We start from the raw sequence: 16,094 nt of genomic DNA, 5'->3' as shown, positions 1-16,094 counted from the left end.
AGCCATCTCGCGGTCTCCACCGTGCCAGCCATACCCGGGACCCCGGGTCCACCGATCTTACGAACGACCAGTTCAGACCCACGACCTGAAAGGTAGGGCAGCGTGCCCGCCGCCCCGCAGGCCGCTCCCGGCCGGTGGACGCGCTGGAGCTGAGGGTGGTGCGCAAGGTGTTCCCTGCGGCCTTCGCCGAGGCGCTGCGGCAGGAACTCCGCGACAGGGGACTGCCGGACGGCACACCGCAGGCGCCGGAGAGCGACCTCGCCCGCTGGGCCTGGGAGCGGGAAACGGCAGGCGACGAACCGCCGGCGCCGGCGCGTGAACTGCTGGACTGCGACGACGACGCCTTCGTCCAAGCCCTCCTGCGCGATGCCCGGGAGGAGGAGAACCCGTACCTCCCGCACGACGCGGTGGTCGAACGATGGAGCCGCCACGCCCGTACCGCGCTGGCCTGGGGCCGCTACGCGATCGGTCAGGCCGAACGGGACGTGCTCGCCTGCTCTCCCTCCGCACGGCGCGCCCGACTTGACGCTCTGGACGACGCCTACCAGGACACCGCGATCCTCGCCGCCCGCTCACGCGAAGCCCAGCTCCGGGTTATGGACCTGCACGACCGGATGCGGGCCTGCGTGACCACGGGGCCCCTCGCGGAGCTCATCGCGCAGTGCCGCGCCGCGACTCTGGCGCGCTTCGCCGACACCGAGCCCGAGGTGTGGCACAGCGTGTGCGAGCTGACGGTGAGGCACCGCGCGCACTGCCCCGAACAGGCCGACGGTTGCCCGCACTGTCACCGCGCTCTCGCCGCCGTTCTTGCCGACGCCCATCCTGCCGACCCGGGCGAGGGTGGAGACGGCGAACAGCCGACGGCAACGGTGCCGGCCGACGAGGACCGCTACGCCCTGCTCACCGACCTTCCCGACACCGCCGTCGTGGCCGTCGCCGACGCCGCCGTCGGTGACGAGTCCGCACTGTGCGGCTACGGCTGGGCCGCCGAGGACGGGGCCACCGGATACGGCCACTCCCTGGCCTCGGGCAGCGGTGAAGCCGAAGTCATCGGCATCTGCGCCGCCGCCCTCAGCCTCCTCGAACACCACGAGGACGCGCCCGTGGTCCTCCTGTGCGACAGCACCGAGGCAGTCGAGGCGGTCGACGCGGCCCTGCGCTCCGCCGACCCGACAGCCGCCCACCGCACCCTCCTCTTCCCGGAGAGCAGGCAGCTGATGGACCGCCTGCTGCGCCACCGCCACCGCGTCCGGGTCCGCTGGCTGAAGGGCCACATCGGACACGACCTCAACGAAGCCGCCGACGCCTTCGCCCGCCTCGCCCTCCGCCGCGCCGGCGGCCGAATACCTCCTTCCGTCGCCCGGAAGGAGGAGGCGCGGATCCTGCGCTCGCTCGGTTCCGGAGGCGGCTTCCTCCCGGCCGCTGCCTGAGCTCATGGCCAAAGGCGGCAGTCGACGAACCTCGCGCCTCCCCGTCCCCGTGCTGCCGAACCGATCCTCCCGTCTCCGGATGAAAGCGAGCGACGCCCCCTCATGTTCCGTCTCCGTGGCACTTCCTCCGCGGTTTCCCCGCCCGCCTGCACAGGGCCTGACGGGCAACTGCCTTACTGCCTGGGCGAATTCGGGAAACACGCGGATACGGGGGAGCGGCTGGGGATTTACCCGGCCAAAGGCTCCGGCGGTTCTTGCGCCGCCGTCACCGAGCGCTGCTCGTACAACGAAGCCTTCGGTCAATACGCCTCCACTCGGGCGTGGATAAAGAGGATCTTCGAGGAGATCGGGATGGCCGGGAAGCGCCGCGAGTTCTGCGGGGAACCGCACATGAAGACGGGACCACCGCGCAGGGGGCGTCACGTGCCCGGGCAGGTCAGACGGATGGGACGGCACACGCCGGGGCGATCGCCGAAGGAGTGCGGGCGGCAAGTGTCGCAGCGTTTCGAAGCGCGTACCCGGAATGCACCACGCGACGGCTGTCCGATTGACGGACTCCCCATCCCACTCACATCATCTGCGCGGGTAGCCTCTGGTTGCAGAGCGCATCGAGCGACGCGTCCGGATGATCGTGGTGAAAGCTGCGAGCGCTGCGAGTGCACCGCCCTCAGTGAAGCTATGACCATATCTTTGGGCGATTGCGCGAGCACCGCCGCGGACGCTTGTGGAAACGGTGGGGGACGAGTGGGGTGTCTCTGCGAGCTGCGCGCCGCGGGGTTACGGCGAGCAGTGGCAGCCGAGGACTGAGTCCGAGAGGCGTTCGGTAGTGGCCCGTCCTCAGCGGCGGGTTGAGGATGACGCGCAAGACCGTTCCATGCCGGGGAATTTCGCGAAGAGGGCATTGGAACATCTCTTTTGGGGACAGAGTGGACCATTCTTACGAGGCATGGCAGGAAGTGCTGGCCGAGGAGTTCTTCGGACGGCAGCACGCCGGCCACCCGACGCTGTTCTACGTCGACGACGACGTGGAGCAGGAGCTCAGGCACGGATACGGCATGGAGGAGCCCCTCGCCCGGTGCGTGGGCAGGTTCCTGCGGCTGGGGAGCGCGGAACCGTACAGCGCGCTGGAGGACTACCGCTGGCGCAGGCGGCAGCAGGACAAGGACGGCGTGCCCGCCTTCCTGCCGCTGCTGGCCTGCTCGGTGATGGCCGCGTCTCGGATGGTGAACGACCGGAACCACCGGGCCACCGCCTACCACGCCCGCTTCTCCGAGCTGCTGACCGGCGACGAGAAAAAACTGGGCAGCCACCACTACGAGCCCATCTCCCGCATGTGGCAGGTGCTGGCTTCCTGGCAGCACAGCCAGAAGGGCGCGCGGGGTCTGTGCACCATTCCCGCCCCCGCCGACCTGCCCTCCAACCGCAGCATGATCGGGTTCGCCCAGTCCCAGGCGCTCCTCAGCGGCGCGGACCGGTCCTTCATGCCGAAGTTCTTCCGGTCGTTGCGGGAGCACGGCACGACCTGGCCCCTGCCGGGGGAGACGCTACTGGCCCAGATCGAGATCCAGGGCATGGAGCAGCACTTCTCCAAGAGCTTCCGCAGCGCTCTGCAGGAGGAGGAGTTCCGCCCCTTCCTCGCCAGGCTGATCGGCAACTACGCCGCAGCCTGGGACGGTTCGGACGAGCTGGTGCCCACCGGTGTCACCCGGGCGGAACTCCTGGTGCGGCTGGACGCGGGGCGTCTCGGCTGGGTGGCGCGCCTGCGGGCCACGGAGCGGAAGAAGCGCATCGAGCTCGAGGGCGGCGTCGTCCTCGAGCAGCTTGGCGACACCGCCTACTACGAGGTGACGGGCCTGCCCGCCCCGAGCGCGGACACCCTCACCGGGGGCATCCGCCGCGACGGGGACAACCTGGTGCTCAGCCGCCCCTCCTGCTCCGTCCTGGTGCTCGCACGGGACGACGTACTCGGCGTCTGGACCGACACCGACGGCTTCCGCCCGGGAGAGGCACACGTGGTGCTCGCCGCCCCGACCGCGCAGCGGGACGTGCGGCGACTGCTGGACAAAGCCGCGACCACGGGCCGGAGCGCCGACACCGGCAAGCTGTCCTGGGTGCCGCAGGGCTGGTCCCTCCACAAGCCTGTCACCTTCGACGACGCGGTCACCCTGCGCCGGGCGCTGAAGGACGTCCAGGGCGCAGTCGGCCTCCTGCAACCCCCGGCCCAGTTCAAGCTCCGCCTCGAGGGCGGACTGAAGCTCGCACCCTCGCCCCATTCCCACTTGTACCTGCGGGGAGGCGAGCCCCAGGTGGTCCTCCCGGACGCCGCGGAGAGCACGAGCACCCTTCTGGTCGACGGGAAGGAGCGGCCCGAGCTCGGGAAGGCGATCGCCGCGGGCCGCCCCGTCCCCCTGGCCGGGCTCCGACTGGAGCCCGGCCGTCACACAGTGAGCTTCGCGGGCGCGGAGATCCGCTTCACCACCGCGGACCAGGTCGTCGTCGAGCCGGAGACGACCAAGGTCTGCGGCTTCACCGTCGTGGACGGCAAGGCCTCGGCGTCGCCCTCCCTCCTCGACGAGCAAACCCTGCCGACCGGCATCACCGGCGCCGACTGCACGAGCGCCACCACCCAAGACGCGGCGGTCGTCATGGAGCTGTGCCGCCGGGACGCGGACGAGGTGCTGTTCGCGGCGGCCGACGGGCGGCTGTGGACGTTGGAGGCCCCGGAGCGACCGGACTGGTGGACGGAACGTCTCCCCGACACCCCCGACCCGCTCCGCTTCGAGGCCGACTTCCACGGCATCGGCGGCTGGCTCCTGGAGCGCCGGAGCGGACGCTGGAAGGGACGCCCGGTGAACCCCGGAACGCCGAAGCCGAAGGGCGCAGGCAACCCGCGGGCATGGGCCCGCGCCGTCCTCAACGCCCAGCAGGCATCCGTCGAGCCCTCGTGGGCCGAGTACGTGCAGGCAGCGAAGGAGCTGGATCGATGACGGGATCGATGAGCAGCAGTGAGTTCGGCGGGATCCTCCTGCGCTGGCTGAGCGAGAGCCGCAGCGGCAGGGCGTCCGCACTGCGCGACGGTATCCGCAGCCAGGCCAGGGCGTGGGGTCTGGAACTGAAGGAGTACGCCGACTGGGTCTGGATGCGCAATGCCGCCGCCCTCGGCTTCATCGACGTGGACTCACGCGCCGACCGATGGTCGGTGGCCCCGCCGGTGCTGACCCGACTGCCCCACGCGGACGGCCTCGCGCTGCTGACCGGCGCGCGCACCGCGCGGATCAGCGCGCGCGTCGAGGAGGCGGCACAGGAGTGGATGGAGCTGATCACCGTCCCTCACCGGCCGGAGGCCGGTGAGGCGCCGCTGCCCGACACCCTCCTGTTCCAGTACGAGGATCTGCGGACCCTTCAGGAAGCCGCCGAGCTGCTCGGGGTCCGCTATGTGCCCTGCGCCGCCCTGCAGATGATGGAGCTGCTTCCGCAGGCGGCTCTGGGCCCCGAGGCCGCGCCGCCCGGCGGGAGCACCGCCAACACGCTGGAGAAGTACGATCTGCGCCTCCAGCGGTTCGTCCCTGTGGAGACGGACGACGAGGACGGCCTGTACCGCTGGCGCGGAGCCGACTACGCACGCCTGACCCGCGTCCGCCGCAACGGCGTCTTCCACGCGGTGGAACGCGAGACGGGGGTCTACCTGGAGCTCGCCCGCCACCGCACCGGCGCGATGCGCTGGCGGCCGGAATCCGGCAAGGGCCGTGCCGGCGTCGGCCGACTCTTCGTCGACCGGTACGCGCCCCTGCCCGCCCTGCACGAGCGCGCGGCCGTCCTGTGCAGCGGCTTCCCGCCCTCGGTGGGCAAGCAGACGCAAATCCGCGCGTACGACAACGTGCCGAGGGCGCTCGCCGAGGCGATCGCCGCCTCGCTGCAACAGAACCTGGAGATCATGCCGCGACCGGTGGCGGCCACCGGCGGGAGGACCAAGTGAGCGTCGAACAGCAGACAGCGGCGGTGACGAACACCGATGTCCAGGACGTCATGGGCACGTTCAACGACTTGCGCGGCGCGCTCTTCCGCTACTACGACACCCCGTTCGGCGTCGACGACCGTTCCGTCATGGAGGAACGGCGCAACCTGCTGGACCGGGACAACGGGGCCTGGCGCGACCCCCTGATCGAGCTGCGTCCGCAGTACGCCTCCCAGGGCATCGGCATCGCGGAGTCCTTCGCCGAAGCGGGGGCGCACCCCGACGCGGCCGAGTTCGCCCGATTCACGCTCCCCGACGGAGTGACCAGCCTCTACCAGCACCAGCACGACGCCCTGGTCGCCGCCTGCGAGGGCAAGGACTTCGTGGTCACCGCGGGCACCGGTTCCGGCAAGACGGAGTCCTTCCTGCTGCCGGTCCTCGCCGACCTGGTCGCCGAGTCCGCCCACTGGCAGGGCACCCGTGCGGTGCAGCGGGAGTGGTGGCAGGCAGACGGCGACCACGTGCCCAGCCGACAGGGCGAGCACGGGCACCCCGCCGCCCTGCGCGTGCTGATCCTCTACCCCACCAACGCCCTCGCCGACGACCAACTGGTCCGGCTCCGGAAGTCGCTGGACAGCCGCGAGGCCCACGCATGGCTGGACCGGAAGCGCAACGGTCACCGCTTCTACTTCGGCCGTTACACCGGAGCCACCCCCGTCTCCGGCAGCCGCGACTCCAGACCGGCGAACTTCCGTCTCCGGCAGTACCTGCGGGAAGTCCAGGAACGACAGCGCAAGGCCGACGAGAAGCTCGACGAGGAACTGCGGCCCTTCATCCCGCGCCTCGGCGGAGCGGAGATGCACACCCGCTGGGACATGCAGGCCGCGCCGCCGGACATCATGGTCACCAACTACTCGATGCTGAACATCATGCTGCTCCGCAAACAGGAGGAGCACATCTTCAGCGCCACGAGGAAGTGGCTGGAGGAGACCCCCGACGCCCGCTTCACCCTGATCCTCGACGAGCTCCACATGTACCGCGGCACGGCCGGCACCGAGGTGGCCTACCTGTTGCGCAACCTCCGCCACCGTCTCGGCCTCGACAACCCCGAGAAGCTGCGCGTGCTCGCCGCCTCCGCATCCCTGGAGGCCGGTCGGGACGACGAGTTCCTCGACGGGTTCTTCGCCCTGCCCGGCGCCCGGCGCGTGATCATCCCCGGAAAGGCGAAGGAGATCCGCGGCGGGGGCGACCTGGCCGCACACACCGAACGCCTCGCGCAGGCCGCGAAATCCCCCGTCACCCAGGACGAGGCCGTCGCCTTGGCCCGCGAGACCGGCCTCGGCCCGGCGCTCCAGCGCGCACTCACTCCCGGCGGCAGACCTCGTGCTCTGCCCGCCCCCGAACTGGCGAAGAACCTCTTCCCGGGCGTCCCCGAGGAACAGCGCCAGGACGCTCTCCACGGCGTGCTGCGCACACTCGGCTCCGCACAGGACCCCGAACTTCCCCAGCTCCGCGCGCACTTCTTCTTCCGGAACATCGAGGGCATCTGGGCCTGCTCCGACCCGAACTGCCCCGACATCCCCGTGGAGCACGGCCCCGAACGACGGGTCGGACGGCTCTTCGCCGAGCCCACCTCCCGCTGCACCTGCGGCGCCCGCGTACTGGAGCTCCTTTCCTGCCAGGCCTGCGGCGACCTCATGCTCGGCGGGTACGCCAGCCCCAAGGACACCCGGCGGCGTAGGTTCACCGGTGCCCTCCACACCGACTTCCCGGACCTGGACCTGCTCCCCGACGAGGCCAGTGGCGCACCCACGGCGGCGAACTACGTCGTGTACTGGCCGCGCACCAAGGGCCTCGGCCTCGACGACCCCGGCTGGCACGCGGGCCTGTCCGACGGTGGGCCGCAGGTCGAGTTCGAGTTCCGCCGCAGCGCCTACCAACCCGCCACCGGCCGCCTGGAGAACCGGGACGTCCAGCACACCGGATGGTCGTTCCACATCTCCGTGCCCTTGGACAAGGAGAGCAAGAAGCCGGCCTACGACCCGGCCCGGCTGCAGCCCTTCCCCACCCGCTGCCCCGCCTGCGGCGACGACTGGGAGATCAAGTACGACAGGGACGGCCGCTTCATCCCGCTGGAATCCCCCGACCGGCTGCGCAACGCCCCGGTCCGGCGGATGCGCACCGGTTTCTACAAGATCAACCAGGTGCTGGTGACCGAAGCCCTCGGCCACCTTCCCGACGGTCAACGCAAGGCGATCGCCTTCTCCGACAGCCGCGACGACGCCTCCGAGCTCGCCAGCGGCCTCGCCCTCCGCCACTACCAGGACCTTCTCCGCCTGCTCAGCGCCCAGGCAGTCGAGAGCCAGGGGGATCCGTTCGGAGACCTTCAGTTGGTGAAGGCCCACTACGCGGGGGAGCCGATCGACCGTGCCGGCGCCCGTGCCGCCATGGAACGGCTGCGGGACCGCGACCCGGCGGGCTGGGGGCGCCTGAAGGCGATCCTTGCCGACGACCTTGACGCGGAACCGGAACTCCTGCCCGAGCTGGAGCGGAAGTTCTCCGAACTGCCCTCCCTGGACGACCTCGCCTCCGACCTCGAAGGCATGCTGCTGAAGTACGGCACCAACCCCGCCGGTCCCGCGGCCTCGCTCCAGCAGACCTCGGCCGGGCAGCCCTGGACCACGCTCTACAACTGGGAGCGGGACCGGGAAGCGGTGGTGGACACCCAGGCGCAGGAGGAACTGCTCAACCGCATCCGCTCCCGCCTCCGCCTCGAGACCATCGGAAGCCTCTTCTCCGGCGGCGGCCGTGACTTCGAATCGCTCGGACTCGGCTGGCTCTGCCTGCGCGACGACCGCTCGCCCCTGGAGACCGGCCCGGACAGCGACCTGGCCGTGGCGCGCGCCAGTCTGCGGGTCCTCGGCCTGATGCGGCGCTTCACCCGGATCCGCGGCCCCCTGCAGGGGCCCCCCGCGCCTCTGAAGCGTTTCTGGAAACAGCTCGCCGAACGCCAGGGCACCGATGTGCGGGCGATCGAGGACCGGGTGCTCGGCGTCTGGAAGGATGCCGTGGTCGACTACGTCATCAAGCCGGAGAAGGTGGCCCTCCGCCCCGGCGAGAACAAGACCTGGACGTGCCGTTCCTGCCACCGTCCGCACCTCCACCCGGGCGCGGGGCTGTGCACCAAGTGCCTGACCCCGCTGCCCGCCGCGCCCCAGCGGTACAGCGGAGTCCTCGAAGACGACTACTACGCGTGGAAGGCCGCCCACCGCACCGGCGACTTCCCCCTGCGCACCGCGGAGCTGACCGGCCAGACGGACCGGCTGGAGGCCCAGCGCCGGCAGGGTCTCTTCCAGGACGTCTTCCTCGGTGACGACGACGTTCCGCAGGCGGACGGCCTGGAGCTGCTCTCCGTGACCACGACCATGGAGGCCGGTGTCGACATCGGTCCCCTCAACACCGTGATCATGGCCAACATGCCGCCCACCCGCTTCAACTACCAACAGCGGGTGGGGCGCGCCGGCCGACGCAACAGCCCGGTCGCCGTGGCCCTCACCGTCTGCCGCGGTCGCAGTCACGACGAGCATTACTTCGCCCGTCCGGAAGCCATCACCAACGATCCGACTCCGCCGCCCTACCTGGTCCTCGGCATGGTTTCCGTCTTCCGGCGGGTCCTGCTGGGAGAGGTCCTGCGCCAGGCCTTCGAGCCCCTGCAGCCGGAGGACCCCCGGAAGGGGCCGGACATGACGACCAACGTCCACGGGCAGTTCGGCCTCGCCGCCGACTGGCCGACGCACCGCGGCGCCGTCCGCCGCTGGATCGCCGAGCACCCGGACCGCGTCAGAGCCGCTGCCGCCGCCCTCCAGGCCGGAACACCGGAGAACATCGCAGCCATCGATCCGGTGGCCGCCGTCGACGAACTCCTCGGCCAGGTCGACGAGGTGGCAGCCCGGACGGTCGGCCACTCCGACCTCAGCCAGCGTCTGGCAGAGGCGGGTCTCCTGCCCATGTTCGGCTTCCCGACCCGCTCCCGCCTCCTCTACCGGAGCATCCCGCAGAAGACCTTCCCCTGGCCGCCGGCCGACTCCGTCAACCGCGATCTGGCCGTCGCCCTCAGCAAGTTCGCACCGGGCAGCGAAACCCCGCAGGACGGCCGCCTGCTCCGCTCCAACGGAGTGGTCTCCCTCGTCCCGAGCGGACGCGGAGTACAGGCCGTCGAGGACCCGTTCGGACCGGAGCAACTGGTCGCCATGTGCCGGATCTGCTCCCATGTGGATCCGCAGGCCGTCGTCGACCCGGAAACCGGGAGCGCCGGCACCTGCCCCGCCTGCGGCGCGGAGAGCAAGTACCACAGGGCCGTCCCCTTCCGGGAACCCGCGGGTTTCCGGGCCGCCCGCGAAGCACGGGACTACGACGGCTACCGGGAGGTCGGCTCGAACGCCACCAGCGCACGGACCGCCACCGACCTGGAGAAGACCGCCCCGCGCATTCACCGTGCCGCCGACGACTGGATGGTCGTCCACACCGGCAGCGGCGACCGCTACATCGTCAACACCAACGGCGGAAAGCTCTTCCGGTTCGTCAAGAACACCGGCTCATGGCGCGGATACCTCGCCCTGGACCACCCCAAGGCGGAAGCCGACCTGGAGATCGCCCTCGGCGCCACCCAGCACACCGACATGCTCTTCGTCGGAGCCAAGGGTGCCATCGACACGAGCCGGGGCCTCCGCTTCGACATCTCGAAGTCCCAGCAGGTCGGCGGCTTCCCCGAGGCCTACCACGGCCGGCGCGCCGCCTGGTACTCGCTGGCGGCCCTGCTGCGCCGTGCCGCCGCCCCCCACCTGGACGTGCAGCCGGAGGAACTCCTCAGCGGCATCCACGGCTCGGACGCCCCGGTGGCCGCTCCCGTCATGGCCTACCTGGCGGACAGCCTCGACAACGGTGCGGGCTTCAGCACCCACCTCGGTTCGGAGGAGCACATCGAGGAGTTCCTCCAGGCGGTCGACCGCTACGTGCACGACCTGGAGGCCGACCACCATGCGCGGAACTGCCGCAGCTCCTGCTACGCCTGCCTGCGCGACTACTCCAACATGCGCCTCCACCCGCTGTACGACTGGCGGCTCGCCCGCGACCTGACCGACGCCCTGCGCGGCCGGACACTGCGGATCGACCCGGACGAGCACGCCGTCCTGCTGAAGGGTTGGGCGGACGAGGAGCCCACCGTCAGCCTCAAGGAGACCGCCGCCGGCCCGGTGGCGCTCTTCACGTCGGACTTCACCGGCGAGCCCGTCGCGGTCGCCGTCAAGCATCCGCTGGAGTCCGCCGGCGACGAGTGCGAGAACGAACGGCTCCAGGCCCTGCGCCACGAGGTCCGCAGCAGTGATCTCGCCGCCAGGATCGCCTTCGCCGACTCCTACAGCCTGGACCGAACCCCTGCCGCGGTGATCGAGCAGGTGCGCATCTTCGCGGAGGAGTTCTGATGACGGCAGGAAACCCGCTGGGAGCGGGCCAGGACGAGCATGCCCGCCTGGAGGAACTGCGGCGGCGTGAGATCGCCCGCCGCCTCGCCCTCCGCCAGGCCCGCGCCCAGGGCCGGACCGTTGGGAAAGCTCCGCGGGCCGCTGAAACCGCCGGCGGCCCAGCTCCGGCCGTTCCGCCGCAGAGGCAGCCGGAGCAGGGACCGGTCATGCCCCGACCGGTCCCCGAAGGATTCGCCGACCGGGAGGCCTGGGAGCGCGCCCGCTCCTTCGCCGAACTCATGCTGCCCGATGCGCTGAAGGCGGAGACCGGAACGCTCTCCGCGCGGAAGCTGGCCCAGGCCGCGATCGACGCGGCGTCCCGGCAGGGCGACCCGGTCAAGGGTGTTGCCCTGCTCGTCACGGCACAGGAGCACGGGCTGGACGTCTTCGACGGCCGGCTCGACGCCCGAGCCCGCGCCCTGCTGGAGGACAAGCCGCTGCCGCTCCTGGGGGAGCCGGGCAGCATGTGGCAGATCTACCAGGACGACCGTCGCCTGACGGAGACCAACCTGCCGGCCCCTCGACAGAGGGCACTCCTGGCGAAGCTTCCCCGACCGCTTCTCGACGACTACATCGACGAGGAGTGGATCGGCGCGGTTCCCGAGCGCGACGGCACCTCCCGTGCCGCCTACTTCCGCGCCCGCCTGGACCCGGCGTCCCTCACCGACGAGGAGATGGACCTGTTGGCCTGGCCCCTGGAACGGGAGCGCCGGGAGGCCGGCCCGGGAACGGAACCCGGCCGTGACTGGCCGCAGGACTGGCGGCTGCTGGTGAGGCTGCAGGCCAACGACGCCAAGGCCATCGCCGAGGAATGGACCGACATCCTGCCGCCGACGCAGAAGCTCCTCGACGCGCTGCGCGAGGTGCGGCGGACGGGAGAGGTCCCGGACGACCTCGTCGCCGACGAGCGGTTGTGGGTCCTCCTGGAGCGGACCAACCCCTGGGTGCGCAGCACGAGCAACAAGAGGTTCAACGGCTGGATCGGCGTGCGTACCCTGATCAGGGCCGTGCGACAGATGCACCGTGCCCTCCTCCGGGGGGACGAGGAGACAGCGGAACAGCGGAGGAAGGCGGCGCTCACCGTGGCCGCGAGGCTCCGGCACCACTCGCAGCCGGTGCGCTGGGAGGCCCAGAACGTCCAGGCTTACCTGCGCGCCGGCCCGGACACGACGGAGTCCATCAAGCTCCTGGAGCAGGACGCCGAAGGCCGACCCCCCGTGCGGGACCGGCTCGGCGGAGACACCGTGGCCACGCTGCGGAGGAACCGGAGCTTTCTGGAGGACTGGTCCCGCGGAGAACGCGATCAGCCGCTCAACCCGTATATGGTGCTCGGCGTGCCCGACGGGGTGGACGACTGGAAGAAGGCCTGGCGAGCCCTGCGGAAGGAACTCGACGACAGCGGCCGCGTCCGGATCAACCGCGCCAAGGACATGATCGAGAAGGCCGAGCGCGAGCAGCAGGAAGCACCCGGCTTCGCCGTCCCGCTCGCCCCGCACCGCTGGAAGGACCCCACCGGCACGAGCCACCGGCTGGAACTCCCGCCCGAGCCCCTGCGGAGGCTCACCCAGCCGACCACGGACAGCGACCGCGAGTGGTCTCGTACCGAGGCGGCCCGAGAAATAATCACCAGGGCGACAGAACGTCTTTCCCCGGCTGCCGAGGACACCGCAGCCCTTGAAGACCCAGAGAGCAGCACATCGTGAGCAACAGAGCCGGCAAAGGCGACAGCGGTTCCGGCCCCCGTGACGGATCCCGGCACAATCAGGGACGTGGGCCGAACAGCGGAAGCGTGCGGAAGCGTGGTGAGCACGGGGAGGCCGAGGCTCCTCCCTGGCGATTCACCGAAAGCCACCTGCCCGAGCTCGCCCCGGGGACCCTGGACGCCGCCGCGATTTTGAAGTCGGTCAACGAGACACTCCTGCCTGTGGTGGAGAAGGAGCTGGAGGAGGCGGCGGAGAAACTGGGCACAGCGCTGGCCGGCAAGGAGACCGAAGCCGATCTGGCCGCCGCCTTCCGGGCCGAGCTGATGCGCCGAGTGCTTCCCCAGTTCACCGAAGCAGTGCGCAAGGGTGTGCTGGAGAGCATCCGAACGCGCCAGATGCATCTGGCCCAGCTGGCCGTCCTGCACCGCCAGGCGCTGGATGCGAAGACCATGGAGGTGGTGCTGACCCGCCTCGGCCACGAGGCAACGAAGGCCGGCCTGCAGATTGTTGACGACATCGGCGATCAGTCTCTTTTCAACGTCGTGGAAGGCCGGCCCGGCGTGATGAAGAGAGGCCCGGTCACCTTCGAGCTCGTCGCGCCGGCCTACGTCGACAAGGAGTCCGGGAAGCTCGTCGAACGCGGTTGGCTACGGGCCGTTGCCGAGACACCGCCCCCCAAGCCCAGGAAAATGACACCGGGACAGAAGCGCAGGTCCACACACGCGGAGGCAGGTGAAAAGCAGAAGAAGGGCATCAGCGAGAGGCCTGGTGATTATCCGCGCAAGAGGAAGACTCATCGAGGTCAGGCGCCTGGAATTCAACAGGATCCTGGGAATCCACCAGGCAGGGAGACTGGTAAAAGCGGCCGAGGTGTGGACGGCAACGGGAAGGGCGAGGCCGGTCGGATTGCGGGACCCGGCGGCGGGATCCCTCGCTCTCAAGCGAGGAGATCAGTGGATCGGTCTCGACAGCGGCCCAGGGACAGGCAGTCGGAGCAGCGCATCACATCTCCCCGCTCTGAGGAGAACAGTGATCGACAAGTTCCCCGGGAGGAATCGCGCGGCGATACCGGGGCTCCAGCCGGTTCGCAGGACATGACGACAGGTGGCCGTGCGCGGAAGAAGACCAGTCACAGACAATTTTTGTGGGCCGCGGCCGGTAAACGGATGAACCAGAGGGAAACCCGATGAGTTTTGGTATTGACTTCGGCACGAGCAACTCGGTTGTCGCTCGTTGGAACGGGCACACCACCGAGGTGTTGCCGATCGACAGTGACAACGTGCCCGCCCAGTGGCGGATGTCGGAGTTCGAGCAGCTCTTCCCCTCCGTGCTGTCCGTCCGCGATCTCCAGCGCACCCTCTGCTTCGGCTGGGAGGCGAAGGCCGGCACCAGCGAGCCGCTCGACGCCGTGAAGCGCATGCTCGGCACCCGCTCCAGCGCCGAGAAGGACGGCGGCATCGACGGCCTCGAGGTCGCGGCACAGCTCGAGGAACACCATGCCTGGGTCGGCTCGGAGAAGTTCCACAGCACGGTCGCGGCCGCCGCTCTCTTCAGCCGCATGAGGGAAGGCGTCTCCGCCCAGCTGCTCGACCTCTCCGACGCGGTCGTCACCGTCCCCGCCAAGGCGACAGGCGGCGCCCGCTACCGCACCCGTGCCGCGGCAGCGCTCGGTGGCGTGAAGGTCCGGGCCCTGCTCAACGAGCCCACCGCTGCTGCGATCTCGTACGCCCACGATGTCCCGATCCCCGGCCGTTTCCTCGTCTTCGACTGGGGCGGCGGCACCATCGACGTCACCGTCCTGGAATACGACGACGGCCTCTTCGAGGAGCAGACCTCCCGCGGTATCACCGCTCTCGGAGGGCTGGAGTTCGACAACGCGCTGGCCCAGCTGATCCAGCGGAAGATCGGCCTGCCCGCGGACCGGCTCACCAAGACCGAACGACGCCGGTGGCGCCGGTCGGTCGAGCTGACGAAGATCGCCCTGTCGTCCGTGCCGATGGACAGCGCACTCTTCTTCGACCTCCCGGTCGGCCTCGCCCCCGCGATCTCGAAGCGCGAGGTCAAGATCACCGCGGCCGAGTACACCGAGGCGATCGCTCCGCTCATCACCCGCGCCTTGGAGCCGGTCGAGCAGGCCCTGGAAGACCTGGCCATCGTCCCGGACGACATCGACTCCGTCCTGATGATCGGTGGCACCTCGCAAATCCCCCAGGTGCGTCACGCCCTGGGCGAACTCCTCGGCCACGACCGCATCGTCGACAGCGGTCTGTGCAGGCCCATGACCGCCGTCGCCCGAGGTGCGGCCATCTATGCGGCCTCCCTCGATGGTGAACTCGGCGACGACAGCGATTTTTCCCTGGTGACCAGCTATGACCTGGGCACGGCTGTGAGCGCGGGCGAACAGAAGGGCTTCCGCGCCATCATTCGACGCAATGCCACGCTTCCCGCGGAGGGTTCGGCCACCTTCTACCCGGACAAGCCGGGCGCCTCCTTTGTGCGTGTGCCGGTGATCGAGGGCGAGGTCGGTTACCCGGCCGACAGCGACCATGCCTTCCCCTTGGCCAACATCGAGGTGAATCTCCCGACCCGCGAACAGGACATCCGCCGGAACAAGATCGAGGTCAAGTTCCGCTACAACGAGAGCGGCCTCCTGCGCTTCACCGCCACCCATGCGGAGACCGGCGTGGTGCTCGCCGAGCGCGAGATCGATTCCTTCGGACCCGACGGCACCCCGCTGCAGCACGGCCTCGACGACGAGCTGACCCGCCTCTTGGCCCACACCGTCCGTCCGTTCGCCGATGGCTCCTCCAACGTCCGACACCCCTCGGCGGCCGAAACGGCCAACGCCCGTCCCGCACCGATCGACATGTCCGTGCGCGTGGTGGAGGCCGACCCCGCGATAACGGTCAACGGCGAGCCGCAGGGAGTGGTGACGAGAGGGCTTTGACCAGCTTCTGGACTCTGTTGCGTGATTTCCGGGTGTGCCATGGCTCGCTCCCTTGCTGCGGCAGGAGGGCGGCCGATGGATGTCGTCCATGCCACCTGCGCAGTTGGCGCGAGCGGTGCGGCGGAGTCGCCCTGAACGGCAGGAGCTCGGCGTAGTCGTGCGAGTCCCAGGAGGGCGAGTGGGAGCCGTGCGCCGCGGGGCGGCCTGCTCGGCCGTGATTGATGACGGCGTGGGCGGCCTCCGTGGTGGTCTTTCCAGTCGTGTGGTTGATACGGCGGCGCCTTGACCCGGGCGGCGTCCTCGCCGGCCTCGCGCACGGCCCGCGGGCAGGGCAGGGCGGGGGCGACGAACGCCATGATCTCGGACGGCACACGGTAGCTGGTGGTGTTCAGCTCCGCGACGCGCCAGTCACCGTGGTCGGACAGCAGAGCGCCCAGGCGGTCCCAGCGGTGTGGGGGTGGGGGCCGGTGGCCTGGGCGAGGTCGCCGAGGACGGTCATGGAGCCGTTCGCCGCAAGCGGTCGGCAGGCCAATGTCGGGA

7 protein-coding genes are annotated in these 16,094 nt (G+C 70.2%); all 7 read left to right on the top strand.

Going from position 1 to position 16,094, the window contains the following annotated elements; translation table 11 throughout:
• The first annotated feature begins 134 nt into the window (after nt 1-134).
• Nucleotides 135-1,430 (top strand): RNase H family protein, encoded by a 1,296-nt coding sequence (locus IF47_RS0109395; RefSeq protein WP_031508014.1) that lies wholly within the window; start codon nt 135-137, stop codon nt 1,428-1,430.
• A gap of 926 nt (nt 1,431-2,356) precedes the next feature.
• On the top strand, nt 2,357-4,417 hold the full coding sequence (locus IF47_RS0109390; protein WP_157839940.1) for a hypothetical protein: 2,061 nt from the start codon (nt 2,357-2,359) through the stop codon (nt 4,415-4,417).
• Nucleotides 4,414-5,406, top strand: a complete 993-nt coding sequence (locus IF47_RS0109385) for a hypothetical protein (RefSeq protein WP_157839939.1) — start codon at nt 4,414-4,416, stop codon at nt 5,404-5,406. Before IF47_RS0109390 ends, IF47_RS0109385 begins: the two co-directional genes overlap by 4 nt.
• Entirely contained in the window at nt 5,403-10,865 is a 5,463-nt protein-coding gene (locus IF47_RS0109380) for a DEAD/DEAH box helicase (RefSeq protein WP_037732279.1), read from the top strand. The genes IF47_RS0109385 and IF47_RS0109380 overlap by 4 nt, the downstream gene beginning before the upstream one ends.
• The gene (locus tag IF47_RS0109375) at nt 10,865-12,607 is read left to right on the top strand and encodes a hypothetical protein (RefSeq protein WP_157839938.1); all 1,743 of its coding nucleotides are present in this window, start codon (nt 10,865-10,867) and stop codon (nt 12,605-12,607) included. Before IF47_RS0109380 ends, IF47_RS0109375 begins: the two co-directional genes overlap by 1 nt.
• Nucleotides 12,604-13,797, top strand: coding sequence for a hypothetical protein (locus tag IF47_RS0109370; protein WP_157839937.1), 1,194 nt, complete (start codon nt 12,604-12,606; stop codon nt 13,795-13,797). The genes IF47_RS0109375 and IF47_RS0109370 overlap by 4 nt, the downstream gene beginning before the upstream one ends.
• Entirely contained in the window at nt 13,794-15,554 is a 1,761-nt protein-coding gene (locus tag IF47_RS0109365) for an Hsp70 family protein (RefSeq protein WP_078591672.1), read from the top strand. Before IF47_RS0109370 ends, IF47_RS0109365 begins: the two co-directional genes overlap by 4 nt.
• Nucleotides 15,555-16,094: the final 540 nt, after the last annotated feature.

Source organism: Streptomyces megasporus, from assembly GCF_000718985.1.
Classification (GTDB): Bacteria; Actinomycetota; Actinomycetes; order Streptomycetales; family Streptomycetaceae; genus Streptomyces; species Streptomyces megasporus.
Note: the sequence above shows the minus strand (reverse complement) of the source record. Positions and strands in the feature narration are given on the sequence as shown.